At 58.0% G+C, this 25670-nt stretch carries 20 protein-coding genes; 16 read left to right on the top strand and 4 right to left on the bottom strand.

Annotation, left to right across the window (positions count from 1 at the left end):
* The first annotated feature begins 153 nt into the window (after positions 1 to 153).
* The 11 genes from HNO51_RS08290 to cas6f all read left to right on the top strand — a co-directional run bounded on the left by HNO51_RS08290 (position 154) and on the right by cas6f (position 15130).
* Positions 154 to 1929: a ThiF family adenylyltransferase gene (locus tag HNO51_RS08290; RefSeq protein ID WP_209538927.1), complete on the top strand. Its 1776-nt coding sequence runs from the start codon at positions 154 to 156 to the stop codon at positions 1927 to 1929.
* Positions 1930 to 1960: 31 nt separating this feature from the next.
* The gene (locus HNO51_RS21250) at positions 1961 to 2398 is read left to right on the top strand and encodes a Mov34/MPN/PAD-1 family protein (RefSeq protein ID WP_422674264.1); all 438 of its coding nucleotides are present in this window, start codon (positions 1961 to 1963) and stop codon (positions 2396 to 2398) included.
* Between the two features lie 62 nt (positions 2399 to 2460).
* A complete protein-coding gene (locus tag HNO51_RS08300; RefSeq protein WP_209538929.1) occupies positions 2461 to 6291 on the top strand; it encodes an ATP-binding protein in 3831 nt (1276 codons plus the stop codon).
* The gene (locus HNO51_RS08305) at positions 6281 to 6946 is read left to right on the top strand and encodes a hypothetical protein (RefSeq protein WP_209538930.1); all 666 of its coding nucleotides are present in this window, start codon (positions 6281 to 6283) and stop codon (positions 6944 to 6946) included. The genes HNO51_RS08300 and HNO51_RS08305 overlap by 11 nt, the downstream gene beginning before the upstream one ends.
* Positions 6933 to 8201: a hypothetical protein gene (locus HNO51_RS08310; RefSeq protein WP_209538931.1), complete on the top strand. Its 1269-nt coding sequence runs from the start codon at positions 6933 to 6935 to the stop codon at positions 8199 to 8201. The genes HNO51_RS08305 and HNO51_RS08310 overlap by 14 nt, the downstream gene beginning before the upstream one ends.
* Positions 8189 to 9070 (top strand): DUF7281 domain-containing protein, encoded by an 882-nt coding sequence (locus tag HNO51_RS08315; RefSeq protein WP_209538932.1) that lies wholly within the window; start codon positions 8189 to 8191, stop codon positions 9068 to 9070. The genes HNO51_RS08310 and HNO51_RS08315 overlap by 13 nt, the downstream gene beginning before the upstream one ends.
* Before the next feature lie 344 nt (positions 9071 to 9414).
* Complete coding sequence (locus HNO51_RS08320; RefSeq protein ID WP_209538933.1) at positions 9415 to 9921, top strand: antitoxin Xre/MbcA/ParS toxin-binding domain-containing protein; 507 nt, start codon at positions 9415 to 9417, stop codon at positions 9919 to 9921.
* Between the two features lie 214 nt (positions 9922 to 10135).
* Complete coding sequence (locus HNO51_RS08325; RefSeq protein WP_209538934.1) at positions 10136 to 11371, top strand: TniQ family protein; 1236 nt, start codon at positions 10136 to 10138, stop codon at positions 11369 to 11371.
* A 5-nt stretch (positions 11372 to 11376) separates the two neighbouring features.
* Positions 11377 to 13452, top strand: coding sequence for a type I-F CRISPR-associated protein Csy2 (locus HNO51_RS08330; protein ID WP_209538935.1), 2076 nt, complete (start codon positions 11377 to 11379; stop codon positions 13450 to 13452).
* Positions 13453 to 13468: 16 nt separating this feature from the next.
* Complete coding sequence (gene csy3 / locus HNO51_RS08335; RefSeq protein ID WP_209538936.1) at positions 13469 to 14506, top strand: type I-F CRISPR-associated protein Csy3; 1038 nt, start codon at positions 13469 to 13471, stop codon at positions 14504 to 14506.
* A 6-nt stretch (positions 14507 to 14512) separates the two neighbouring features.
* Positions 14513 to 15130 (top strand): type I-F CRISPR-associated endoribonuclease Cas6/Csy4, encoded by a 618-nt coding sequence (cas6f, locus tag HNO51_RS08340; RefSeq protein ID WP_276571224.1) that lies wholly within the window; start codon positions 14513 to 14515, stop codon positions 15128 to 15130.
* Between the two features lie 604 nt (positions 15131 to 15734).
* On the opposite strand, the gene HNO51_RS08345 is transcribed toward cas6f, so the two are convergent.
* On the bottom strand, positions 15735 to 16550 hold the full coding sequence (locus tag HNO51_RS08345; RefSeq protein ID WP_209538938.1) for a DUF1206 domain-containing protein: 816 nt from the start codon (positions 16548 to 16550) through the stop codon (positions 15735 to 15737).
* A 205-nt stretch (positions 16551 to 16755) separates the two neighbouring features.
* Positions 16756 to 17331, bottom strand: a complete 576-nt coding sequence (locus tag HNO51_RS08350) for a hemerythrin domain-containing protein (RefSeq protein WP_209538939.1) — start codon at positions 17329 to 17331, stop codon at positions 16756 to 16758.
* A gap of 169 nt (positions 17332 to 17500) precedes the next feature.
* Between HNO51_RS08350 and HNO51_RS08355 the strand changes: the two genes are divergently transcribed.
* The gene (locus HNO51_RS08355) at positions 17501 to 18262 is read left to right on the top strand and encodes a metallophosphoesterase (protein WP_209538940.1); all 762 of its coding nucleotides are present in this window, start codon (positions 17501 to 17503) and stop codon (positions 18260 to 18262) included.
* Between the two features lie 132 nt (positions 18263 to 18394).
* On the opposite strand, the gene nhaD is transcribed toward HNO51_RS08355, so the two are convergent.
* Positions 18395 to 19867, bottom strand: coding sequence for a sodium:proton antiporter NhaD (gene nhaD, locus HNO51_RS08360; RefSeq protein WP_209538941.1), 1473 nt, complete (start codon positions 19865 to 19867; stop codon positions 18395 to 18397).
* A 216-nt stretch (positions 19868 to 20083) separates the two neighbouring features.
* Between nhaD and HNO51_RS08365 the strand changes: the two genes are divergently transcribed.
* The gene (locus HNO51_RS08365; protein WP_197450543.1) at positions 20084 to 20365 is read left to right on the top strand and encodes a DUF503 domain-containing protein; all 282 of its coding nucleotides are present in this window, start codon (positions 20084 to 20086) and stop codon (positions 20363 to 20365) included.
* Positions 20366 to 20906: 541 nt separating this feature from the next.
* On the opposite strand, the gene HNO51_RS21255 is transcribed toward HNO51_RS08365, so the two are convergent.
* Complete coding sequence (locus tag HNO51_RS21255; RefSeq protein ID WP_209538942.1) at positions 20907 to 21398, bottom strand: con-10 family general stress protein; 492 nt, start codon at positions 21396 to 21398, stop codon at positions 20907 to 20909.
* A gap of 306 nt (positions 21399 to 21704) precedes the next feature.
* Here HNO51_RS21255 and HNO51_RS08375 point away from each other — a divergent pair, with 306 nt between their 5' ends.
* The 3 genes from HNO51_RS08375 (at position 21705) to HNO51_RS08385 (ending at position 25670) form a co-directional block, all read left to right on the top strand.
* The gene (locus tag HNO51_RS08375) at positions 21705 to 22712 is read left to right on the top strand and encodes a potassium channel family protein (protein WP_197450545.1); all 1008 of its coding nucleotides are present in this window, start codon (positions 21705 to 21707) and stop codon (positions 22710 to 22712) included.
* 136 nt (positions 22713 to 22848) lie between these two features.
* On the top strand, positions 22849 to 24624 hold the full coding sequence (locus HNO51_RS08380) for a methyl-accepting chemotaxis protein (RefSeq protein WP_242597230.1): 1776 nt from the start codon (positions 22849 to 22851) through the stop codon (positions 24622 to 24624).
* A 74-nt stretch (positions 24625 to 24698) separates the two neighbouring features.
* Complete coding sequence (locus HNO51_RS08385) at positions 24699 to 25670, top strand: YbgA family protein (protein ID WP_197450546.1); 972 nt, start codon at positions 24699 to 24701, stop codon at positions 25668 to 25670.

Below are 25670 nucleotides of genomic sequence, written 5' to 3' on the forward strand. Positions count from 1 at the left end.
AATGAAGCAAGGTGACAGTCGTAAGCCAGACCACGCGGGTCGTCCTGACTCCGTGCCACCTGGTCCGCCAGAAGATCGTCCGGGCCCCCCCGATGGACGCCCTGGACCTAAAGATCCACCGAAACCACCGGGGCATCGCCCAGTGGGAGCTATATGATGGAACCTTGGTGGGAGCGGTATCCGCATAGGCTCGAGCTTGAGGAAAAGGCGTTCCTTGAGGCTGGTATGCGGTTTCACTACGACAAGGAGGCCCGGGGTGAGGGCCGCCTTGTCATGAGAGTGACGACCAGCCATCCACTTCAGCCGGGGGAAGTTGAACTCGACGTTCAGTTTCCTCGGCAGTATCCATACTTCCCGCCGACTGTGACGTCAGAGGACCTCGCGTTTCGGCGACATCAACATCCGTCGGCTAATTTGCTGTGCTTGCTCGCCAATCACGGTGAGGAATGGCGACCTGCATCGGATACGGCAGCATCTCTTATCCATCAGCAGCTGCCAAAACTAGCCAGATCCGCCACCTCAAGTGATTTTAGCGATGTAGCTGCTAACGAAGCCCATCAAGGGGAGCCTCTTACCGCGTTTCTCGACTATGAAAATAATTCACATGTATCGGTTCCGCCTCTTGAGCATGATCATGACGATACGCATGGTGTGCTCGACTTGGGAGTGGACCACCTGCTGCCGTTTCGAGGTGCTGTCCTCAGGGTTGCCAATGCCAAGGGTGACACAGTCGCGGAAGCATCAGATGGGTTAAAAAATCGTTACCAAAGGAAAAAGTTACAAAACCTCCGAGGACAGTGGGTTCGGCTTGCAAATAGGCCGAAGAGTCTAGATGCGGATCAGCTCATCAAGGAAGTCAAGGCTGAGCATCCTGGGCTAAAGCACTCATGGCAGACTCTTCCTGTGCAGAAAAATGTAGCAGGTCCGCAAGTCAAGCGTATCGATGTACTAGGCCTGGTTTTCGAAGATGAGCTGAGTTGGCGAAAGTACGGTTATAACTGGCTTATAATAATTAGTCGTCGCTACGATAAGCCTTTGCCAAATGGAGGTTATACGGTCTCAACCTTGGTTAGATCTGAGCTTGAATCAGATAATCTCTATCGCGAGCGAATACCGGAGCTGGTCACCTTGCGTCATAAGAAGGTGGCAGTTTTCGGCTTGGGCAGCCTAGGATCTGTGGCTTTGACAGAGTTGGCCCGTGCAGGGATTGGTGAAATCCATGCACTTGACGGTGACCTCCTCGAAGCAGGCAACAGCGTTCGCTGGGCGACTGGACGAGCCTATGCGGGTCTAGCAAAAGCGCAAGCCCTTAGCGAATACCTATGCGAACACTATCCTCATACACGCTTTTATGGTTATCAAGTCCGGATCGGTGCGGCGCCTGTTCGGCATATAGAGCGTGATGGCGATGGCGGCAATTTTAACGAAGACGAGATACTGCAGAAAATGGTCGGGGATGCTGACCTGATTCTTGATGCCAGCGCCTCAATCCCACTAAACCAATATTTAGCAGATATGGCGGCTGAGCAAGGGATCCCATACGTATGGCTGTCGACGACTAATGGAGGCTGGGGTGGCTTGGTAGGTCGGATTGTGCCCGAAAAAACTGAAGGATGCTGGATGTGTCATCTGTGTGGACTTAATGACCAGACGATCCCCTTGCCTATGGCAAGGCCCGAGGATGAGCTTGTACAGCCAGCTGGATGTATGGATCCCACATTCACTGGAGCCAGTTTTGACATTGCCGAGGTTTCGCTGATGGGAGTCCGGCTCGCTGTTGGAACTTTGTGTGGCAACAAAGACGGTACTTACCCGAACCCTGACTGGGACCTTGCTATCGTCGATATGCGTGATGAACAAGGTCAACACATTCCGCCGCAGTGGCGGACATATTCGTTGAGCGCTCACCATGGTTGCTGTGGTATCTAGCGGTTGGATTTCGCATACTGCGCTTGCCAATATGGAACGTCAAGCGACTGAGGGATATCCATTCGAAACTGGAGGGATACTCGTCGGCTACCTCACCGAAGGGGTAACGGTAATTACCAGAGTAATAGGTCCAGGGCCGAATGCTCGCTTTGACAGAGATCGTTTTTTTCCTGACTCTTTATATCAAGAACGAGTGTTGGCCTCTATTTATGAGACCTCTGGGCGATTATATACATATTTAGGAGATTGGCATACCCATCCCGACGGTATTACGAAGCTAAGCCGGACTGACCGTCGGACCCTGCGCCGTATTGCTCGGACAAAATCCGCAAGAATTCATGAACCTATAATGATGCTTTTGGCAGGAGGTCCAGAGTCTTGGAAGGCAGGTCTGTTTAGATTGTTTGAACCACAATGTTTTTGGAGCATCCGAAGACTGCATTGTCTAGAAATAAAAGTATATGACTAGTATCGACAACCGTTAGCCAAAGTCTGGTTTTAATTTGTAATAATCACAGAGTCGGGGCTTTCATGAGCGGACTTCTCAGCATCACCCTGCATCACTCGTTCATCACCGGCCGGCGATCCAAGTTTCCCTGCAGTGGGCACAGCTATGTGCTGGGCACGAACGGCGCTGGCAAGACCTCGGCACTCAACCTGATCCCCATCTTCTACGGCAAGGATCCCGCTAGCCTGATGGTCCAGGCCGCCGACAAGAAGAATTTCAGTGACTACTACCTGCCCAACGAGCAGAGCATGATCGTCTTCGAGTACCAGCGCGGCGATGGGGAGGTCTGTTGCTCGGTGATGTACCGCAAGCCACAGGGTCAGTACGCCTACCGGTTTGTCGAGGGTGCGGCGGACGACACGCTGTTCCATCCGGACATGGAAGAGCACTACGAGCGAGGGGAGAGCGCCAACGACATCTTGCGCCAGCCGCTGCCGGACAGCGGGGTCAACGTCAGTAATCAGATCAACAGCGTGATGGACTACCGCTCCATCATTCAGAACGACCCCCAGTCGAGTGGCCGCCGGCGCCGCCGCAACAGCACACCGTTCAGCCGCGGCAACGAGGCGCGGCGGTTCTCGCTGGGCGACGGCATGGGAAGGATGCAGCACATCGAGGCAATGACGGCGGTCGCCGCCAGCAAGGGGCGACTGCTGGAAAGCCTCAAGAACATGATCGTCGATACCATGCTGCAGGATCGTATCTCGATCGGCGAGCCCCCAACGCACCACAAGAACGTGGACCTATGGGCCGATCTCCAGAGCCTGCAGGAGTTCAAGAAGATTGTGCCGAAGCTGCGGGAGGGCCTGCAGTCCCACTATGCCCTGCAGGATAGCCGGGTGGCGCTGGTCTCCCATGAAGCGGCGATGCGCTCCGTGATCCAGGAGGCCCAGGCCAAGGCGGAGGAGGCCGACGAGGTTCGCGAGGGGAAGGAGCGGGAGCTCAAGGAACTGGAGGCGCGTCACGACGAGGAACGCCACCGGATCAACGGCGAAATCATCCGGCATCAGCAAGCTGTGGAGCTGGAAAGCAACCGCATCCAGGGCCTCGAGGACGATCTGGAGAAGTGGGAAGCCGAGGACATCGCGAGAAGCAAGGAGGGCGTGGCATCGATCCCGGATCTCCAGTCGCGCCTGATGGGTGCCGAGAAGGATCTGGAGGTGATGACCTCCAAGGTCGCCAACATCCAGGGCGAGTTCGACAAACGCAAGACGGATACCCAGCAGCAGTTCCGCCAGGATCAGACGCGCCTCCAGGGACGCTGGCAAGAGATCGCCACGCAGTTGAAGAACCTGATCGAGCGCCAGGGCGAGGACCTCAGCGCCCTGCACAAGCGCCAGGCTCAGGACATCGAGTCGCTCGACCAGGAGGCCGGCGAGAAAGCGGACGAGCTGCAGGGGGCGATCAGCGATCTTCAGGACGAGCGGATGCGCAGTGCCTCCCCGTTGGAGGAGGAACAGGCGCAGCTCGATGATTCGGCCCGGGCCATCGAGGATGCGCAGACCGCGGTCACGAACGCCGAGGTGCAGCGGGATAGCGCTCGGGACGACTTCGCCGCCCGCCAGAAAGAGCGAGAGGAAGCGGTCAGGGCGCATGAGGACGCCGCCAGAACCTGGGAGATCAAAAAGTCCCAATTTGACGCCCTGACTCGCCAGCTATACCCCGAGGACGGCACGCTGCTGGCCTTCCTGCGTAACTCCGAGCTTCCCTGGCACGACACGCTGGGCAAGGTGCTCGACCCGGCCCTGTTGTCACGTCGCGACCTGTCGCCGGCCCTGGCCGAGAATCCCAACCTGGAGCAGGCCTTCGGGATCACCCTCGAGCTCGATGATGTCAGTCGGCCGGACGCCGCCGAGCAGGAGGATGTTCTGCTGGCGCGGCTCGAGAAGTCCAAGGTGGCCGTGCGCAGCGCCAAGGAAGACGCCGAACGGCTGGAGGCCAAGGCTCAGCAGGCGTCGAGCGACCTGAAGAAGGCCGACCAGTCAAAGCAGATGGCCGAGAACCGCCTCGAGCAGGCGGAAGGTCGGCTGAGGCAGGCCAAGGCTAGCGATACCAGCCTGCGGCACCGGATAGGCGAGGAGCAGAAGGCTCGCGTCCTGGAGGTGGAAGAGCGGCTGGAGGTGGCGCAAAAAGCCCTGACGAGCCATCAGAATGCCGCCAAGGCACTTCGCGACAATCGCAAGCGCGACCACGACGCGCAGTACCAGCAGGCCATCGCGGATCATCAGCTCGACAAGGGACGGCTCGAGGACGAACAGGCCTCCGTCGAGGCATCCCAGGAGGACTTAAAGCACCGGGAAAAGGTGGCGCTCAAGAAGCTGGGTGACTGGCTTGAACAGGCCATGAGCGACGAAGGGGTAGATGCTGGGGCGATCCGCGAGACCAGTAAGCTGGTGGGCACCCTCAAGGACGACATCGACGAGGCGGAGCGCCTGAGGCCGCGGGTGAGCGAGTACGATGCCTGGCTTCGCGATCAGTGGTCGCACAAGACGGCGTACGAGACGGCCTTGAGCAAAGCAGAGGGGATGCTGGCGCGTGAGAAGAGCGCCCTGGAGGCAGCCAAGACCGCCTACCGGAACTCCCACAAGACGCTGAATGCGGCCAGGGATGAGGCAGAGAGGAAGGTCAGGACGCTGAAGGCGGAGATCAACGACGACACCCGACTGGCTGACACGGTTGCTCAGACCATCATGGAGATCCCGCTGCTGCCCACGACCGACGCGCCAGCAAGCGAGGTGACGGTGAGAGGGCGTGAGCAGCTTAACGATGAGCTGGCGCGTCTGCACGGTGTAGCGGAGCACCAGCGCCAGAACGTCCTACAGAGTGCCCGGCGTTGCGGGGCCATACTGGCGCAACACCCCGGCTCGAAGATATTTCAGAGCTGGCAGAACATGCGCGAGGATCGCCGCAACCGGAGTCAGCACGAAGAGGGCACCCATGCCTTCACGCTGGAGCAGATGCAGGACCTGGAAGCGCTCCTCGAGCATCGTGTGCCGGAGATAGAGAAGGGCGTCATCGTCAACGTCCATGCGATCGGCTCTGAGCTCAGCGACTACCACGAGAGCCTCAAGACGCTGGACAGCAGCACCAAGAGCATCACGCGTCGCCTCGACAACCACCTGAACACCAGTCACGAGTTTACGGTGATCAGCGACGTCAGTCTGAAGGTCAAGTCGAAGATCCACGAGTTCGGCTTCTGGCGTGAGCTGGCCGACTTTGCCTCGGCCTGGGCTGATTGGGCGGTGACCGGGTTCACGGAGCTTCCGGGGGAAGCCTTGTTGCAGCGGCTGACCACCATCGACGGTCAGCTCAAGCACGCTCGAATGAGCACGCACGACCTCAGGAGCATGGTCGAGCTGGAGATCGAGTTCTTCGAGCAGGACAGGCGGGTGCCGATCCGCACCGACAACGACCTCAACGCTTCGGGCAGTCAGGGTATCTCGCGCCTGGCCATCCTGGTGCTGTTCAGTGCGCTGGCTCGTTACCTGTGCCCCGATGAGCGGGTAAATATTACCTGGCCCATCGATGAGTTGGGGGAGCTGGCGCCGGAAAACAGCGTGAAGCTGTTCCGCATGATGGACGACCGCAACATCTCGCTCTTCTGCGCGGAGCCGCGCATCACCACAGACCTGCTGCGCTACTTCGAGAACAAGGTGTTGCTCGACAAGCGCAAGGGGGTGATGAGCATGGTGCCCAAGGAGAGCAACACGCATAACCCGCTGCTGGCCGGCCTGGTGAATCGCGCTGCACCGGAGGCGCCAGCCCCGTCGCCCGAGACTGAGGAAGTCCTTGACACACATGACGCTGTGGCGGATAGCCAGAGCATGACGCAGGAGTCCACCGATGAGCACTGATCCCCTGTTTCGCGCCACAATGGAGCACCTTCTGCAGGGCGGCGTGGTGTGCTCGGTGGCCACGCCCGAGATCCACAACTACCTGGCCTCGACCGCGAATCAGGAGCAGGTTAGCGCCTACCTGTCACCGCTGGGTCGTGGGCTGGCGCAGACCCGCGACATGGTCAGCTTCTACGCGGTCTACCTCGACACCGAGGATGCCAGCACGCGCCGCATCCTGCGTCACCAGTTCGACGACCTGACAAACAACTGGGAGGCCATGATTCGCTGGTTGCGGATGTCGCGCTCCACCTCGGAGCAGCATCACCCGATCGTGGCCATGGATGTGATCAGCGAGAGTGAGTGGCTCAAGGCCATCGAGTCGTCGAGTGCACTGCAGGACGAGCTCGAGGTGATTGCCACCAAGTTCGGGCTGCGCGGCAAGGTGCGCGATCCCCGGCAGCGGCTGCGCCACCTGCTGGAGAAGCTCGACAAGATGGGGTATCTGGAGCCTATCGGTACCTCGGGGTCGATGTACCAAGCCACGGGCAAGTGGTCGCTGTTGCGTGACCTCATGGAGTGGGTGCGCCAGCAGGAGGGCATCGAGGCGGCCGAGCGGGAGGAAGAGGAGGAGCTGAGCCAGGACCAGGAGGACCTTTTCCATGGCGCGCCATGACGATGCACAGAAGGCCCTGTGGGCGCTGTACCACCACGCCCAATTGCTGGCGGATGCCTGCCTGGAGAACCGAGGTGCGATCCCTGAGACGGCCGAGAATCAGCAGGCCATCGAGCAGCTGCGCAAGCACCGCCTGATCTTCGACCTCGATGAGGACCGGCCCTACAGCCAGGTCTCCCGGGTGGTCAGCGATCTCATGCACCATGTCACGCAGAGCTACCAGCGCCAGGTGTCGAACGCTGATGTCAGTGGGTTGGTGGAAGAGCTGGAGCATATCGCGAGTGCCTACGCCGCGGCGACGCGCACTGGAGCGCAGGCGGACAGGGAGCTCCGTGAGGCCCAGGCCCAGGAACTGGTGGCCAACCTGATCGACACGCTGCGGCAGATCACACAGCAGTTTACCGGCTATATCCACCACCAGTTCAGCATGGTCACTGACCTGGATCAGCGCATCCTCGAGAACAAGCGGGCGATCACCAAGGCTCAGGACCTCAACCGGCTCTTCGATACCCTGACGCCGAACTATCTCGCCGGGCTGGCCGGCGCCAGTGACACGCTGCAGTACCTGTTGATGAAGGTCTTGCGGCGGAACCTCGACCGGATGCGCGGCGATCTGGTGGATGCCACCCATGGGCTCCGGGAGAACCTGGCCAAGCTCGAGAAGGACCTCGATACCCGGCGTTACAGCAGTCTCATCGATGTCTTCCTGACCCACTATGAGCGAAACCCCGGGTACACGCCGGACCCATCGCTGGTGGAGGGCGCGGTCAATATCCCGGATGTCTGCGCCACCGTGGCCCCCATGGATCTGCGCGCCACCGCGAACATCGAAGACGCTTCGCAGGCTCACTCCCTGGAGGAGATCGTTTCGGGGGTGCTGCGCCAGAAAGCGGCAAGCCTGAACGAGGAGGGCGAGGAGGCCCAGGCCCCGACGAAGGTGACAGACAGCCGCAACGACATCGTGGAGGAGCCACAGGACCCCTTCGATACCGCGCTAGACAACCTCTTCGAGGCCCTGCCGCATCTGCTCGAGGTAGGGCCGACCTCCGCACTGGAAGCCTATCGCTTGCTGGATGTCGAGCACCCGGAGGAGGTGTGGCTCCTGGCGGTCCTGCAGCGCCTGCAAACGCTCATGGCCGACAGGGCGCCGGTACCACCCTTCGAGCTCCAGGCCCACGAGGTGGAGCGCTACTCGGGCAACATTGAGGTCAGCGATATCGTGTTCCGCAAGGAGGAGGATGCATGCGCCGCATGACTGCCAGCGTGCAGAAGGCGATCCGGTACCAGTATCAATCCGTCCGGGTGACCAAGGCATGGGCCCAGCTGCACGAGGAACTGGATGTCGGTACGCGGGTAGGGAACACCCTGCACCTGACGGAGCGTGATCGCGACGTGCTGGCACTTGCCTTTCAGCGGGAGATGGGAGCAGACCTGCGGACCCTCGACATGCAGCAGGACCGCATCGGCATGGCCGGCGCCGTGCGTGATGAAAAGCTCTCCGGCAAGGCGGCCCTGGGGAGTCTGCAGCGGGTCGCCATGCCGGGTGGGGCAGTAGCGGTGAAGGGTGAGGATGGCGAAGTGGTGAGGTTGCCCACGCCGCCAGGAACCGTGCTGTCAGTGGAGACTTCCCGGCTGGCGCTGGACCCGCAAGCCTGCCGGCGCGTCATGATCATCGAGAACGGGGCGGTGATGGATCGGTGGTGGGACTTGCTGGTGCTGCTGCCGGCCGAGTGGTGTCACGAGACGCTGTTCTGCTACCGCGGGCATGACCAGGCGCAGGGCGCGCTCAATCGCTGGCTCAAGTCTCTCCCTGAGGACGTTCACCTGGGTTACTGCGGTGACTATGACGCGGGGGGCGTATCGATCGCAGTCAACACGTACCTCCCGCTTGTGGGAAGTGAGAGGTTTTGGCTGCTGGTGCCAGGGCTGCATACTGCTGTTCCTGAACGTGCCAACAAGCCCGTGACCTTCCTGGATCAGAAGCCCATATTTCAATCACTGGACCGTGACCGCCGGAGTGGCGAGCTGAGTAGGCTGTTGGAGAGACTTCGCGAGCAGCAATTGGCCGTCACTCAGGAGGCCATAATGGCATATGGTATCCCCTTGGGCGCTTGTCGAATCTAGCCCAGAGTGGCTGACGCGCCTCTCCCCAGGGGGTATGCCGGTTTATGTAGTTGATGGGCAGCTTCTTGGGTCCCCGTTGGCCAGCTTGGCCTGGGCGTAGGCGGTGCAATCCTCACTCTTGCCGAGATAGGCGGAAAGCGTTGCATATTTATGAACTATAATCGGTGAGGGTGTGTATCGGTGCAGGGTCGAAGCCATTGAAACACACGAATATCCAGAAGGCTGGGTAGTGCTGCACGACCTCACCGCGGACGCGAATCGATAGTTATCGCTGATAGATACGGCCCGGACCGAGGTCGGTCATCAGCGCAAAGGCAGGCCTTGTCTGCTTTAAGGAGGTTAATATGCCTCAATGGTCAATGCGCATGCGAAGGCAGATGGAGAAGCGTTTGTTCCGTGCTCTACAGGCCCGCCAAAGTGAATTTGAGCAAGATGGCATATGCATCGACTTAAGGGAAGGTGAGGCCGTTCTACGCGCTGTGGATTCTCACCTTGGCCGCTACACCTTAAAGATCTCGACGGCTAGTGTCGATGCGGGTTTTTTCATCAGTGTCATCAGTAGTGACACTTCACCAGCTCCCCCTGATAATCATATTATCCGAGATCCCAGTGCGGTTCTGGCTTTCCTCAATCGTAGGCTTGACCAGCTCCATGGCCATGACCCGGATGCCGAAGTGATTTTGTCACGCATCGAAACTTGGGCAAGCTCCAGAGAAGCGGCAGAGGATTGGTACCGGTACACCCCCATTCCAGCGCTTGGTGGCAACACTGCACAGCAGCAGGTTGCGAAGGGCGGGGTAAAAGACGTGCTGGCGTACCTTGATCACCTTGGTCAGGGCGGCTATGCCTAATAGAGCTTGATGATGGAGAGAACGTAACGAGTAGCGTTGTTATCCCCGACCTCAAGGTCATCTGCTGGGTGATCGCATCCTAATCCTCTCGATGATACTCATGGAATTATGATTCTAACATAAGTGCCGGTGTTGAACTAATTGGGCTTGCTGTGTTGTTTCTCTAAATAACCAGGCATGATGATATAAAAACAAAAGGTGAAGGAGCGCGGATATGCAGTTACTGGTTCGGCCAAAGCCATTCACCGACGAGTCGCTGGAAAGCTATCTTCTACGGTTGGCTGAAGCCAACTTTCTTGAGACATATCGGCTACTGAGTGGTGCTGTCAAGGAGTGGCTACAAGAGCAGGACCACGAGGCGGGAGGAGCATTTCCTCTAGAGCTGAAAACTGTCAATATTTGGCACGCACGGCAAAGCAGTAGTTTTCGGGTTCGGGCGCTCTCGCTATTTGAAAAGTTAACAGACAATGAAGATCTCCCGCTATTGGCGCTATCACTCCGGAATTCAGCAGCTGACTTTTGCGGAAATTACCGTGCTGTGGCAAGAGGGGGTGAGCATATACCCCGGTGCTTCCTCAGAAAATCAATAATTCCTATCTGTCCCCTTTGTCTCGAAGAAAATCGCTATATACCCCAAGCTTGGCATTATCTTACCTATACGGCCTGCACAAAGCATCATGTCAATCTCATCTATGACTGCCCTAGTTGCGGTAGTCCAATTTCTTATCTTGAAAATGAATTAATAGATCGTTGTCGATGCGGTTATGACTTGTCTTTAGCGCCAGTCACCCGGGCTGATCGGGATAGCATCTTACTAAGTGAATTCGTGTCGGAGCCAGAAGTCGCTTTTAGTTCGCCATTGCCTTACACATCTTCTATTTCTATTAGAAATGCAGCGCTGCTATATTTTTGCATAGTGGAAGACACTGATTTAGATAACGCACAAGAAGTCATAGAGTCACTGCGGCTTGCGATAAGGTTTTATTCTAAATGGCCAGGGAGCTATACTAGCGACCTTTCAAAAAAATTGATTGCGTCTGGGGATAGGCTTGTTAAAAGTTACAATAAAACTCCGCTAGAATTTGCTTGGGGGAAGAGAGTTTCTTCAGCTTGCTTGATAAGAGGAATGCGTCCTGAAGAGAATTTCGTCCTAAAGGAAATTCTTAGCGTGCTATTTGAAGTGGTGGAAAGTAATCCTAAATCAAAAAAATCTAACTATGGCGATATGCTGCTAACGGTAAAAGAAGCAGCTGTGTTGCTCCAAACTACGCATGAACAGGTTTATCTTCTTCTTGAAGATGGGTATTTGCAGCCCGCATACAGAGTGCCAGTGTGGTTAAGGATGCATGCTAGCCAGCCCATTTTCTATCTTCGGCAAGTTGTTGAGCTAGTCAGGGCAAAGATGCCAGCGGACTTTGGGGCTGCAGCTACCTACCTTCCTCATTGGTGACTCTCATGCATATTGAAGAAATCGTGTATAACAATAATGTGCAAGAGCGTTCGGCTTTAATCAGGAGGCACTTTTCACCTTTTACGCCCCTCTTAGACGTAACAGGTAGCGAAAGTGTTGCTGTGATCGCACTGGCAAATCTTTCTCAAAGAAAGGAGGTGGGTGAGGATCTTCTTGATGAAACCACAGCCAGAAAAATTTTAAAAAATACCAGTTTCTTAGAGAGTTGTCTAAAGGAAGTTTCCTGGCAGCATACACACAATCTTAAATTTCCTGACCCGCGAGTATCTGGGCAGAGAATTATTTCCAACCCACCTTGTATGATATCGGGTTATTTATCCTCTAGTGGATTGGCGAAGGAGCTTGGCTGGGCACATAACTCGGCAGCATATAATAAATCAAAGCTGTTCGGTGCTTGCTTCTTGTGGCAAGGAGGCGCAGTAAATCTATCCGTTGTCTTGAAAGAAGCAAGTCACGTTTGGGTGAGTTCACTGTTAGCACTTGAAGTAAGTCCCTCTGCTCTGCAGGAGTGGAAAATAAAGCTGTCAAGATATGGTGGCACTCACCGTATTCCGAAGGTGGTAAGCAGATACTCTCCCCAAGTTAGATTTTTGTATAAATCTAACTATGTCTCCATAACCCCTGTTGTTTCCCATTCCTTCATGTCCGAAATTGAAAGGTTGGCGCGCAAAAAAATAGGCAGGTTTTTAAATATAAAATACCCCCGTTCGGCAAGTTTAGGTGATTTGTCAGGATCGACAGGAGGGAACCTGAATATTTTGGATTACCCACCATATCTTGTAAAAAATGAAAGTGCCAGCCTTTCTGGTTCGGGTATTAGACGTTTAGAAGACGGTGAATCCCTGTTCGCTAAAAGTGCGATTTTTGATAAGGATTTTCTATCTGCATGTAGAGCTATCATCAAATCTGAGGAGATCCCTACCTATAAAATCAAAAAAACTGAGCGAAGGCATGCCGTCGCGGCAATTAAAAGTCACCTAGCTGATTGGCTTGCCCCTGTATTTGAATGGAAAGAGTCAGTTGGAGATATCAAGCAAGTGCCTTGTTATTTGAATGATACGCTAGAATGGAGGTTTTCTTCAAATAGTTTTATTTCTAAGGATGAGGCTGCTAGGGAGGCTGCCTCAGCACTAAACAAGCAGATGTGTGATAACAGTAAAACGAGAGGCTTGGCTTACCACCCATCACTCCTGAAGCCTTTGGAGAATATTTTAAGGGGCCTTATTGATAAACAGGGTGCCGCGCGCTTATCAACTTGCAAAGTTAATTCTGGAATGGATGGGGGTGGTAAATTTATTTATTTGAAGAAGCTTGAAGTATATGATGCATCAGCTATGCCAATCCCTTACCTCTATGGTATTCCTTCTTTGACAGCTTTATGGGGTATGGCAAAAGAGTATGAGATAAAACTAAATAAAATGCATGGGGCTGAATTGTCTTTTAACAGTGTGGCGTGGTTTTTGCGTAGCTACCAAGGGGGGAGTGAAACAAAACTTCCTGCCAAGACAAGGGTAGTAGGTAAGAAAGTTATGCCGCCTGGGCTTAAGCCATCACGTTACTGTGATATGACAATGGATATATTGGTTCGCGTGCATGATCCTGAGAATGCGCTGGAATCAATGGATAGTGAGCTGATGCATGCAGCTTTTCCAAGCCGCTTTGCTGGGGGAGTCTTGCTTCCTCCTGCGCAAGACACTGAAATGGAATGGTGTCGCGTAGGGAGCGGTGATTCGTTGTTCCAAGAACTGAAGAGGTTGCCGCGCAGTGGCCGTTGGATAGTACCTGAATTGATTGGATGTGATGGATTAGAGCAAGCACTTGTTTTTTTTGGAAAATTCAAGAGCATGAAGCCAGTAATGGCTGGATACAGCTTGCTGGAGGAGCCTGCCCAAAGGGAAGGAGCTCTAGAGCCCTTACACGCCTATGCTGAGTCGCTGCTTGGGGCCGCTCGCTTGGCTTCACCGGTAGAGTTTCGCTTACGAGGTTGGCAAGCGCTGACGGAAGAAGCTTTCTGGGGGATGCGTATCGAAAATTCAGCTATGCTTATGGGTAGAGTGTAAAAGCAAGAGCTAGCCAATGATTAGTCTATGCAGCAACTTGAGCTATGAGCGCTCCTTGTCTCCTGGAAAAGCGGTGTTTTACTACAAGACTCCGCTCAGCAACTTTGAACCATTAGAAGTAGATAGTTATCATTCGCAGGGCGTTAAGGCTTCATATTCTGAGGGGTATGCGTCGGCTGGCAAAGTGAGAGATAGTCTTATTTTGAGTAAGCTTGGGTACGGTAATTTGTTTCATTCTGAGTCATGTTTTGTACCGCCCAATATTGAGGACTTATATTGTCGATTTTCCTTGCGAATCCAGCCCGGCTCAATGCAGCCTTTGGTTTGTAGTGATCGTGACCTTAATGCCCATATGAAAATGCTGGCTGCAAACTATCGAGATGCAGGTGGCTTTGATGAACTTGCCAGGCGTTACTGTATTAATCTGCTAGACGGTAGCTGGCTTTGGAAGAATCAGCATGCAAGAGAGCTGGAAATTTCCCTAAAGGTCACTGGATGTGATGAAGAGCTATCTGTTAAAAATCTTCACTTTTGGGGTAAGAATCCAAAGCGCTGGGATGAGCATTCACAATATCTTCTCGGCATCATATCTGATGGAATGAGTAGAGCCTTGCATGACCCTAGAGCTTTTTGGTTCGCTGATGTTACTGCTAGAATGAAAGTGGAGTTCTGTCAAGAGGTGTATCCTAGTCAGGTGCTTGTTACAAAGGATTCCAGTGATGATGTGTCTGGAAAGCGTCTGGTTAAAACAAAAACTTGCGACGGGAGGGAAGCAGCGAGTTTTTCGTCAACAAAAGTAGGTGCTGCTATTCAAATGATAGACGACTGGTGGGAGGCTGACGCAGAAAAGGCCCTTCGAGTCAGCGAGTATGGGGCTGATAGATCCTCACTCATAGCGCGCCGTGGGCCAAAGTCTGGGCAAGATTTCTACTCTATTCTCTCTCAGTCGGATCATTTTTTGAAAGATGGCTCGTCAGGGAAAGACATTAGTGCCGAATACCATTATCTTATGGCTGTGCTTGTTAAGGGTGGTTTGTTTCAAAAAGGTAAGTGAGGGGTCATGAATCGGTATTGCTTTTCTATAAATTACCTTCCTACTGATTCGGACTGTGCCTTGCTGTCAGGGCGGTGTATTACTGCACTGCACTATTTTATTATCAACAATCATCCATTTGATATCGGTGTTTCATTTCCAAATTGGTCCTGCCTATCTCTTGGGGGAGCTATTGATTTCTTTTGCGAAGACAAAGATAAGCTGGCTCGCTTTCAAGATAACGAGTACTTTTCAATGATGGCCGGTCATGATCTTTTCGAAGTTGGTGAGATCTTCTCGGTAGTGTGTGGGGAATATGAAGAGGTTAGGTTTTTTCGAAACCAAGCCGTTGATAAAGTTTTCCCAGGTGCAATGCGGAGGAGGCTGGCACGGGCTAAAAAACGTGCTGAGAAAAGAGGTGAGAAGTTTGACCCCATGAAAGTAAATAACTCAAGGGTTGTTGATAGTTTTCACTCATCTTTCCTCGAAAGTCAAAGTACTGGTCAGCCTTTTATGATTCATATACAGTTGGAAAGAAACGTTTTGCATAACGGTGGAGTAGAAGGAATGTTTAACTCATATGGGCTGGCAACAGGTCATAAGCACAAAGGTACAGTGCCTTTTAGAAGTGTCTCAAAGTTATAATTTAGAAGATGGATAGCCATGTTTGGAGCCATTGTGGAGAAGCATCGGGTTTTTACACTCACTGTCAGAAACCTCTCTCTTTCCAGTTCTAAATCTCATATTTATTTCAATTTCTTACGAGCGTTAAAGCTAAAAGGGTGCTTGACATGGAGGTAAGCTTAAGTCTACAGTTGACCTGTTGTTTAAAGTTTTTATTACATTGTTAACTGCCGGGTAGGCAGCCAAAAATACATAGAGCAGGCGCATGTCCTCGGACAGCCGATGAACTGCCGGATAGGCAGCCAAAAATATCAGTCCGATGCCGATAAAGCCAAGTCGCGTATAACTACCGTATAGGTAGCTTCAGCCCACCATTTTGGTGGGCTTTTCGTAATATTACTGCCTGGCTGTTCGGGCCGTGGGCTTATAGCGTAAATTATGTAGATTTTTTGCTTCCTATGTATGCAGCTTTATCGGTGAAAAAAATCCTAACCCACTGATTCCTCGTTTATGCCCATGCAGCCTTTCGCGTGAAACGACACATGCCCCTGGAAAGATTTTCCATCAACTGAGCCGTGCAGGGTGCTGTGGGCAAGACGGCGGCACTTGCACTTCGGCGTTGAGCTCAGCCGGGAGTGTTCACGCGCCGGTACACGGCTTCGAGCAGGCTGTAGAGACCGAAGCTGAACAGGCCCAGGGCAACGAAGGCCAGCAACCAGCGACCGAAGGCTTGGCTGCGCAACGTGCTGAAGACGTCTGTGAGACCGCCCGCCTCGCCGGGATCCACTTCATAGGCGGCGAGGATGAAGAAGGCGCCGATGAGCAGGAATACCAGCCCGCGTACCACCAGCCCGAAACGACAGACGGGGTAGGCCCAGCGCTGGGTGCGGGATGGCATGTCGAAGTGGCGATGAAACTTCATTTTCCAACCCTTGATGCCATGGGCGATGCCGGCGCCAATGATGGCCAAGCCAACGGCGCCCACCAGCCAGCGTCCGTAGGGTTGCTGCATCAGCCAGCCGGCGAGGCTTTCCGAACCACTACCGGAATCGCCGGAGCCGCCGCCCAGGGTAAAGATCAGGCTGGCAGCAAAGAACGCCAGGAGCAGATGCGTGCTGGCGCTTACCAACAGGCCCGCGCGTATCGCCAAGCCCTGGGCGTCGGTGCCGTGACGATCAGTATCCTTGACGGCCTGGGTGCAGCGCCAGACGGCGTAGCCCACCAGCCCCACGCTGATCGCACCGAGCAGCACGCCGCCCCACGGGGCGGTCATCAGGCGCTCCAGCGCGCCGCGGCTGTCCGTGGTCTCGCCGCCCTGGCCGAGTGCCGCCAGCGCGGCGAGGCCTCCCACCAGCAGATAGACGACGCCGCGAGCCGCATAGCCCCAGCGCGCCAGCAGCGTGAGTGCCTCCCTCCGGTCGGGCGCGGTCGTGCCGTTCATCGCGGGCTCCTCCTGGTTGAGCTTGGCATGTGCAGCGCTTCCTCACCGCAACTCTAGCAGTTCGGTCTGGTTCGAAGTTCCGCCTAGAGGGCAAGCTTGTCGATGAGCTCGCCCAAGGAAAGTCCATCGAAGAGACTTTCAGACAGTAAACCCGGGCGCCTTTTCTCAGGTGCCCGGGCGAAGTGACAGCTCTTGTGTCAAGGGATCAGCCGGTCATCCTGCCGCTGAGACGGTCGCGCAGACGGTCGACCATGCCGACGCCGGGGCCCACGGTCTTGTGGAACAGCTCGGAGTGGGGGGCGCTGGGGTGGGGGCGAGTCGGTGCCAGCTGCTTGGCTTTCTCCACCTTCTTGCCCAACTCGACGAGGTCCTCGCCGGGAATGCGCTGGCGCAGCTTGGGAAACTGGTCGGCTTCCTCGTCCTTGGCGTGGTGGCGCAGCAGTTCGTCCAGCTTGTGCACGCGCTCCATGAATGCCGGCTCGGCGGCGTCGGCGTCTTCCAGCTGCTTCATTACCTGCACGATCACATCGTGTTCCTCCCTGTCGTGCTCGGCTTCCTCCTCGCCGTCGGGGATGCGCTTCTCCATCGCGGGGTAGACGTACATCTCCTCGGCGACGGAATGACGCATCACCTCGGCGATCAGCGTATCGGTCAGATCGCGGCGTTGTCCGGCATCCGGGGACTGCTTGATCTGATCGAGGAGTCCTTCCATCTCGCGATGGTCGAGGGTGAGGATGTCGACGACGTCCTGGGCGGACGTATTGGTGGTCTGCACGGTCATGAGACTCCCTCCATTGAGTCGTTGTGCCCTTTGCTACGGGGCCATCTCAACATAGTCGCAAGCGCTGGCATCAGCCAAACCTGGCGAAGCCTCTCGCTGCCCGCTTATGCTGGGTCAATCCGATCGGAGCGGTGTACTTGCCGGTGCGCCGGCAAACGAGGAGGTAGCCATGCGACTCAGGGTGCTTTCCGACCTGCATCTGGAACATTTCGACGAAGGACGCGAGTTGCCGGACGTGGCGGCGGACGTCGTCATTCTTGCCGGTGACATCCACCGCCATGCGGAGGGCCTGGCCTGGGCCGCCGAACGCTTCGCCGGGGTGCCGATCCTCTACGTGCCGGGCAACCATGAATTCTATGGCAGCTGCATGCCGCTGCTGCGTCAGGCGTTGGCCGCCGAGGCCGAGCGGCTGGGTATTCATCTGCTCGACAATCGTTCGCTCACGCTGGGGGGCGTACGCTTCCACGGCACCACTCTGTGGACCGACTTCGCGCTCTATGCCGATGACCCGGACTTCGACCCGGCGCTGACCGAAGAGAAGGCGCGCTGGTTGATGCCGGACTTCAGTATCATCGAGCAGCCGGAAGGAGAGAGGTTCAGCCCGGCCGAAAGCCAGCGGCTGCATAGCGAAGCATTGGCCTGGCTGGCGGCGGAGCTGGCCAAGCCCTTCGACGGACCTCGGGTGGTGATCAGTCATCACGCCCCCCTGGCCGAGTGTATTCCGCCAAGCTACCGGGGCGATGCGCTGTCGCCGGCCTTCGCCTCGCATCTGCCGGCCATGATGGGGCGCATGGCGCTGTGGATTCACGGTCACGTGCACGAGCCGGTGGATTGCGAAGCCAATGGCACGCGGGTGCTGGCCAATCCGGGGGGGTACCCCGGGGAGTTCGAGCCGCCCCTGTTCGTGCCGGACCTGACCATCGACATCTGAGGAAATCCACCATGATCTCCCACGATTCGCCCTGGTTGGCTTACGAGGGGCTGCCTTCACACCCCGAGTGGCCGCCGGGGCGGTAGACGGCGCAGGCTGCCCGGGGCCATCCTTGGCGCCAGGCAGGCTCGATCAATGGAAGCTGGCGGCATTCAGCCACAGGTGGACGAGGATACTGGCGGCGTAGCCCAGCGCGATCACCGGCGCCCAGCGCAGGTGTCCGGCAAAGGTGTAGTAGCCGCGGGCCTGGCCCATCAAGGCAACCCCGGCGGCGGAGCCGATGGAGAGCAGGCTGCCGCCGACCCCGGCCGTCAGCGTGATCAACAGCCAATGGCCGTGGGACATCTCCGGCTGCATGGTCAGCACGGCGAACATTACCGGAATGTTGTCCACCACCGCGGAAACCAGGCCCAGCGCGATATTGGCCCAAGTGGCATTCCAGCCACTGTAGAGCAGCTCCGAGACCAGGCTCAGGTAGCCGAGGAAGCCCAGGCCGCCGACGCACATCACCACCCCGTAGAAGAACAGCAGGGTGTCCCACTCGGCCCGTGCCACGCGGTTGAACACGTCGAACGGCACCACGCTGCCGAGCTGGGCCAAGCGGCGCTCGTCACCCGCGCGGGTGTAGCGCTCGCGCTTGCGCTCCAGCGAACGGGGCAGGGTACGGCGCAGGTAGTAGCCGAAGAATTGCAGGTAGCCGAGGCCCGTCATCATGCCGAGCACCGGCGGCAGGTGCAGCAGGCTATGGCTGGCCACGGCGGTGGCCACGGTGAGCAGGAACAGGCCGATGATACGCCGCGCGCCGCGCTTGAGGTCGATCTCCTCTTCGTCGCCTTCCGGCCTGCGGTCGCCGACGAACAGGCTCATGGCCACCGCCGGCACCAAGAAGTTGACCAGCGAAGGCACCAGCAGGGCGAAGAACTCATAGAACTGCAGCATGCCGGCCTGCCACACCATCAGCGTGGTGATGTCGCCGAAGGGGCTGAAGGCACCGCCGGCGTTGGCCGCCACCACGATGTTGATGCAGGCCAGGTTGATGAAGCGCCTGTCGCCCTCGGCCACCTTGATCACCACGGCGCACATCAACATGGCGGTGGTCAGGTTGTCGGCCACCGGTGAAATGAAGAAGGCGAGCCCACCGGTGAGCCAGAACAGCTGGCGGTAGCTGAAACCCTTGCGCACCATCCATGAGCGCAGTGCGTCGAAGACTCGTCGCTCCTCCATGGCGTTGATGTAGGTCATCGCCACCAGCAGGAACAGCATCAGTTCGGCGAACTCGAGCAGGGTCTCGCGGAAGGCATGCTCGGCCTCGGCGGGCATGCCCGCCCGGACGTAGACCCAGCCGATCATGAACCAGATCAGGCCGGCCGCGACCAGCACCGGCTTGGACTTGCGCATGTGCAGCTTCTCTTCGGCCATGACCAGCGCATAGGCGAGCACGAACAGCACCACGGCGACGAAGCCGACCAGAGAATTCGTCAATGCGAGCGGTCCGGTGGCGGCATGCGCCAGCGGGCTTGCGAATAGAGCAACAGCGACGAGCAACAGCAGAGCCGGGCCACGGAGAGACCGAGGCCTGGCGGAGGTGGAGCAGCCGAAGGGCATGGGGAAGCGTCCTGAGGAAGGGAGCGGAAGAACTCAGCGCTTATATAACATGCCATGTTGCGTTGCGGTATCGGTGGGAGGGCCGTGGGCCATGCCAGTTTGGCATGAGCGAGCCAGTCGTCCGAGGCGTTCCTGGTCCCAATCGTGAGGGAGGGATGTGCTAGCGTGGAGCCGTGACATCAACGGGCGAAAAACGCTTCGAAGAGTGGAGGTAGCATGCACATTGCCGTGATGACGGTACGGATTTCCCTGCCTGGCTGCGCGTCGTTGAAGGAGAAGCGGCAGCGCATGGGTGGCCTGCACGAGCGCTACGGCCGCAACCCGGCTGTGGCGGTTTGCGAAAGTGGTGAGCACGACCGGCTGGAGGCGAGCGAATGGACCTTCGTGACGGTGGGCAACGAGCGGCCGAAGGTGGAGTCGCTGTGCAGTGAGATCGAGGACAAGCTGCAGCGCACGGTGGACGGACGAGTGATGGAGGTTTTGCGGGAGCTGCTGTAGGCCTGAGCGACGAGGCAGGTTTGTCGGATATGGCATCGGCTAATTTTGCGTTGCATCATGATGCAGCAAAACAGCTCTTAAGTGAGCTTCGGTGGTGCAGAAGGGGCGAGCTGGCGACATATGGCACAAAGCCTGCGTAGCTGTTTTTTTTGCAGGTCTTTGTTTTGTAAGAAATTCTATAATTATTGGCGCAGTAATCGCATTGTGTTGGTTAGCTAACCGATCAACGCTGCAGGAAGGTCGGCTTCACCTTCCTCGGCAACGTCGCCAACGGTTAAGGACCAGGGCGATGTACCGATGTGAGCTGGCGTGCTCCACCTGACCCCCTTCGGGGGGTCTTTTTTGTCTGGCCAGGGTGAGCGTTCGCCACCCCCGTCGCAACTCGACCTTGGTCGCGTGTGGAACGTCGCGCACGGAAAAAGCTGCCAGGGCGTACCCTGACAGCCTTGTGAGGTGAAACTACCGTAGGGAGTGGTTTCAACCGTTCCTCGAAGCTTCCTGCTTCATGGCTCGATCCGTGAGGTGGAACGGAAGAGGGCGCTTAGCGGCCCTGGTTCTTGCCTCCCTTGCGGCCGGCTTCCGAGGCCTTCTGCGGGTCGTTGGCAAAGTTGCCGCCGCTGTGCTGGCCGCCCTTCTGGCCGGCCTCCGAGGCCTTCTGCGGGTCGTTGGCAAAATTGCCACCGCTGTGCTGGCCGCCTTTCTGGCCGGCTTCTGAGGCGCGCTGCGGGTCGTTGGCGAAGTTGCCACCGCTTTCGTGTCCGCCTTTCTGGCCGGCTTCGGAGGCGCGCTGCGGGTCGTTGGCGAAGTTGCCACTGCTCTGCTGGCCGCCCTTGTGGCCGGCTTCGGCAGCGCGCTGCGGATCATTGGCGAAATTTCCACCGCTTTCATGGCCGCCTTTCTGGCCGGCCTCTGACGCCTTCTGCGGATCGTTGGCAAAGTTGCCACCGCTTTGCTGGCCGCCCTTTTGGCCAGCTTGAGAAGCTTTCTGCGGATCGTTGGCAAAGTTGCCCGGATTCTGGTTGCGCTGTGCCATGTCAGATCTCCTTCCTAGTTTGCCTGTCGAGTCACAAGCGAGATCGTACGTCCATTTACCGGCTTTCCGGCACTGCTGGCGTCTGCCATCACGCATAAACGTAGGAATCGGCAACCGGCTTATCAACCTGTCTCGGGTTTCCTAATGAAAAGAAAAGTTGGCATTCCAAACGAAAGTTTGCCCACAACGGCAAGAACGCCGATTCGCCGCGATATTGATGACGCATACGGGGAGTCGGCTCGGTGAAATCCGTTGGATGAACTAGGGTATCGGGAGGAATCCATTCGCTAGGCAAAAGGATGCGCCATGTCGACTTTCATCGCACTCAGCGGTTTTCTTCTGCTGGGTCTGGTGTGCTACGACGCCGTCCAGACGACGCTTTCCGCAGCCAGGTCGGGGCCCATCACACGGCTTCTCGGTCGGTTCGCCTGGTATACGGCCCTGTGGTTCTACCGGCGCTTCTCCCGGCATGGGCTGCTTCGGGCCGTTGGTCCCTGGGTCACCGTCAGCCTGATGCTGGTATGGGTCGGTCTGATCTGGCTGGGGTGGTGGCTGGTCTTCAACAGTCATCCCACGGCTGTGTTTCATCCAGACTCCGGCACCTACGCCAACCCCGTGGAGCGACTCTATTACGTCGGCTATACCATCACTACGCTGGGGTACGGTGACTTCGTGGCCGGTGGTGCCAAGTGGCAACTGCTGTCCGTGGTCGCGGCAGCGAACGGCTTTTTTCTGCTGACGCTTGCCGTGACGTATATCCTCTCGGTCATGTCTGCAGTGGTTCAGAAGCGCCAACTGGCGCTCTCGATCCACTCCCTGGGCGCTACGCCGGCGGACATCGTGGGCCAATGGGGCGAGGAGGGCGATTTCAGCGTGCTGGCCAGTCAGACCGACGCATTGAAATCGACGATCATCAGCGTCGGGCAGCAGCACCTCGCCTACCCCATCCTGCATTACTACCACCAGGGTCACGCCGAGCGAGCCCTGCCGGTCGCGCTGTTCCGGCTCTACCAGGCCCTTGTCATCGTCTGTCACGGCAGCACGTCGCTTGCCCCCTCGGTGCGCCTCCAACTGCAAGCGACCCTCCATGCACTGGAGGACTTCCTGTCGGTGTTGAGCCAGGACTTCGTGCGACCCGCTCGGCACGTGCCCGAGATCGATGCCGCCTGGCTGCCCGCCGCAGCCGGCCTCGACAGATCGCCCGAGGCGCTCTGTCGCTATCTGGAAACGCTGGAGATTCAGCGCCTATGGCTGGCCTATGTCCACAAGGACGGGTGGGACTGGCGAACGCTGTGGGTGAATGAGTTGACCTAAGTCAACAAGATGAGCATCGCTTTCATGAAAAGGTATCAAGGCCTCTGGTGCGACCGGCGGCTGTGCGGCTTCATTGGCTTGCGGAAACGACGCTGGACCATCCGCATCGACCACCCACAGCCGAAATGGCCAGATCATGAAAACGTACGCAAACAAGGAAGCCCGGTTCGCCGGTCTCAAGCGGTTGCCGGAGCTCAATCTGCAGAACAAGATACTATTGCTCGTCCTGGTACCGCTTATCATATCCTCCTCCAGCCTGCTGGTGCTCGAGGGACTGGAGCGCATCGAGACCAATCGCTCCCAGCTCGAGCGGCAGCGCGAGCTGATGATCGAGTCTCGCCGCATGGGAGTCGAGAGGATCGTCGAGATGGCCCGGACCCTGGTCCGCAACATGGCGGCCGGTGGCGGCGACCCGGCCGTGGCGCAACACGAGGCCAAGGCCCTGCTGCGCGACCTGCGCTTCGATGATGACAACTACCTCTTCGTGTTTGATGACCAGGGCACCATGCTCGTGCAGCCGGCGATACCCGAACAGGAGGGGCGCAATCTGCTCGATCTCGAGGATGCCAACGGCAAGCCGCTCATCCGCGACATGATCGAGATCGCCCGCCAGGGCGGCGGGGGTTATGCATATGAGTGGCTCAACCCCGCCACCGGCCGGGAGGAGTCGAAGTATTCCCATGCCGCGGCGATCCCCGAGTGGAACTGGATCATTGGCGCCGGCGTGTACGCCAACGAGGTGGACGCCGCCATGCTCGGCATCGAGGCGGCAGCCCGTGAGCAGTTGTTCGAAACCTTGGTGCGACTCTGGCTCGTTGCCTCGGCCATCAACCTGGCCATTACCTTTCTGGCCATCTGGGTCACCCGCCGCACGGTGCGCCAGATCCGCCGTACCGCCAGCGATATGCACGAGATTGCCCAAGCGGTGGCCCAGGGGCACGGTGACCTGACCCGGCGCCTGACCGTGACCAGCCGCGACGAGATCGGCGAGCTGGCAAGCCAGTTCAACGGCTTCCTGTCGCGCATACAGGCTACCCTGCGCGACGTCCGCGGAAGCGCCAATCGGGTCTATGACGTGGCGCAGACCATCGCCCGCGACAGCGAGGAACTCGCTTCGCGTACCGACCAGGCCGCAGCCAACCTGCAGCAGACGTCGTCGGCCATGGAGCAGATCACCTCCACGGTGCAGAACAACGCCGACCATGCCCAGCAGGCCGATGGCCTGGTCCGCGGCAGCGCCGAGGTGGCGCGCCGGGGCAGGGAGTCGATGGCGCGGGTGGAGTCGACCATGGGCGACATCAGCGACGCTGCGACGAAGATCGGGGAGATCGTCTCGCTGATCGACGGTATCGCCTTCCAGACCAACATCCTGGCGCTGAATGCCTCGGTCGAGGCGGCCAGGGCCGGCGAGCACGGCCGCGGCTTTGCCGTGGTGGCACAGGAGGTGCGCTCCCTGGCACAGCGCTCGGCCGATGCCGCGCGCGAGATCAAGGCGCTGATCGACGACTCGGTGAACCGCACCCAGCACGGGGCCGGAATCGTGCACCAGGCGGGCGAGACCATGCAGGAAATCTTTGCCAGTATCAGCCGGATCAGCGAGGTGATTGCCGAGATCAGCGCCGGTTCGCGCGAGCAGAGCGCGGGCATCCATGAGGTCAACACGGCGGTCAACCAGATGGATGCCATGACCCAGCAGAACGCGGTGATGGTGGAGCACAGCAGCGAGACGGCCGCGGCGATGCGGACCCAGGCGGAGCGCCTGTCCCGCCTGATCAACGCCTTCGTGCTTGGCGACGAGGGGAAAGTGCCGCAGGACTCGGGTAACGGCGATGCGCCGCTACCGGCGTCCGTACCCAGGGCGCTTGTGCGGCGAGAGGCACGCGCGGCCGAAACCGAATGGGAGGCCTGGTAGCGTCCGTTCGAAGCTTGCCCCGAGAGGGTCGAAGCGCGACGATAGAGCGACATTCCGCTGGCGGAGAGCGAGCTTTGGCTGAGGCAACGGCGTCTGGGCAGGCGATCCCGGTAGGCATCAGTGCCTGCCTGATGGGCGAGCAGGTGCGCTATAACGGCGGGCACAAGCGTTCTCGCTACTGCCTGGAAGTGCTCCAGGAGTGCTTCGCCTTCGAGCCGTTCTGCCCCGAACTCGAGGCCGGCCTCGGCGTGCCGCGGGAGCCGATTCGCCTGGTCGGCGCGCCCGGCGAGCCGCCGAGGGTAGTGGGCACCGACGACCCCTCCCGCGACGTCACCGAGCGATTGCGCGAGGTCGGCGAGGCGTTCGTCGCCCGACACCGGCACCTGCGTGGCTTCATCCTGATGAAGGGTTCGCCGAGCTGCGGGCTCGAGCGGGTCAAGGTCTATCACGAGAACGGCATGCCCAGCCACGCCGACTCCGGCCTGTTCGTGCGCGTGCTGCGCGAAGGCTTCCCCGAGCTGCCGCTGGAGGAGGAGGCGCGCATGAACGATGCCGTGCTGCGCGAGAACTTCATCACCCGGGTGTTCGCCTTCGACGACTGGAAGCGCCACGTCGAAGCGGCGAGCGAGTACCACGCCCTGATCCAGTTCCACAGCCGCCAGAAATACCTGCTGATGGCACACCACGTGGAAGCCTACCGCGAGCTGGGCCGCTACCTGGGTAGCGAGGGGCATGCCCTGCCACTGGAGGAGGTCAAGCGCTCTTACCTGCAACGCTTCATGGCGGCACTGTCGCGACCGGCCACGCGCAAGACCCACACCAACGCGCTGATGCACGTGCTCGGCTATCTGAAGCAGGCGGTGGACAGCGAGGTCAAGCAGGACCTGCTGCAGGCGGTGGAGGAGTATCGCCTGGGCCACGTGCATCTCGCCGTGCCGGTGCGCCTGCTCAACCACTACGTGAAGCGCCACGGCTCGGCGTACATCCGCCAGCAGACCTATCTCGATCCCCACCCCTACGAGCTGGGCTTGCGCAACGCCATCTGA

The sequence above is a fragment of the Billgrantia sulfidoxydans genome, assembly GCF_017868775.1.
Taxonomy (GTDB): domain Bacteria; phylum Pseudomonadota; class Gammaproteobacteria; order Pseudomonadales; family Halomonadaceae; genus Halomonas; species Halomonas sulfidoxydans.

Bases quoted from the DNA above. Each gene is read 5' to 3' on its own strand.
- HNO51_RS08290 (WP_209538927.1), top strand. From the start codon at position 154: ATGATGGAACCTTGGTGGGAGCGGTATCCGCATAGGCTCGAGCTTGAG.
- HNO51_RS21250 (WP_422674264.1), top strand. From the start codon at position 1,961: ATGGAACGTCAAGCGACTGAGGGATATCCATTCGAAACTGGAGGGATA.
- HNO51_RS08300 (WP_209538929.1), top strand. From the start codon at position 2,461: ATGAGCGGACTTCTCAGCATCACCCTGCATCACTCGTTCATCACCGGC.
- HNO51_RS08305 (WP_209538930.1), top strand. From the start codon at position 6,281: ATGAGCACTGATCCCCTGTTTCGCGCCACAATGGAGCACCTTCTGCAG.
- HNO51_RS08310 (WP_209538931.1), top strand. From the start codon at position 6,933: ATGGCGCGCCATGACGATGCACAGAAGGCCCTGTGGGCGCTGTACCAC.
- HNO51_RS08315 (WP_209538932.1), top strand. From the start codon at position 8,189: ATGCGCCGCATGACTGCCAGCGTGCAGAAGGCGATCCGGTACCAGTAT.
- HNO51_RS08320 (WP_209538933.1), top strand. From the start codon at position 9,415: ATGCCTCAATGGTCAATGCGCATGCGAAGGCAGATGGAGAAGCGTTTG.
- HNO51_RS08325 (WP_209538934.1), top strand. From the start codon at position 10,136: ATGCAGTTACTGGTTCGGCCAAAGCCATTCACCGACGAGTCGCTGGAA.
- HNO51_RS08330 (WP_209538935.1), top strand. From the start codon at position 11,377: ATGCATATTGAAGAAATCGTGTATAACAATAATGTGCAAGAGCGTTCG.
- csy3 (WP_209538936.1), top strand. From the start codon at position 13,469: ATGATTAGTCTATGCAGCAACTTGAGCTATGAGCGCTCCTTGTCTCCT.
- cas6f (WP_276571224.1), top strand. From the start codon at position 14,513: ATGAATCGGTATTGCTTTTCTATAAATTACCTTCCTACTGATTCGGAC.
- HNO51_RS08345 (WP_209538938.1), bottom strand. From the start codon at position 16,550: ATGAACGGCACGACCGCGCCCGACCGGAGGGAGGCACTCACGCTGCTG.
- HNO51_RS08350 (WP_209538939.1), bottom strand. From the start codon at position 17,331: ATGACCGTGCAGACCACCAATACGTCCGCCCAGGACGTCGTCGACATC.
- HNO51_RS08355 (WP_209538940.1), top strand. From the start codon at position 17,501: ATGCGACTCAGGGTGCTTTCCGACCTGCATCTGGAACATTTCGACGAA.
- nhaD (WP_209538941.1), bottom strand. From the start codon at position 19,867: ATGCCCTTCGGCTGCTCCACCTCCGCCAGGCCTCGGTCTCTCCGTGGC.
- HNO51_RS08365 (WP_197450543.1), top strand. From the start codon at position 20,084: ATGCACATTGCCGTGATGACGGTACGGATTTCCCTGCCTGGCTGCGCG.
- HNO51_RS21255 (WP_209538942.1), bottom strand. From the start codon at position 21,398: ATGGCACAGCGCAACCAGAATCCGGGCAACTTTGCCAACGATCCGCAG.
- HNO51_RS08375 (WP_197450545.1), top strand. From the start codon at position 21,705: ATGTCGACTTTCATCGCACTCAGCGGTTTTCTTCTGCTGGGTCTGGTG.
- HNO51_RS08380 (WP_242597230.1), top strand. From the start codon at position 22,849: ATGAAAACGTACGCAAACAAGGAAGCCCGGTTCGCCGGTCTCAAGCGG.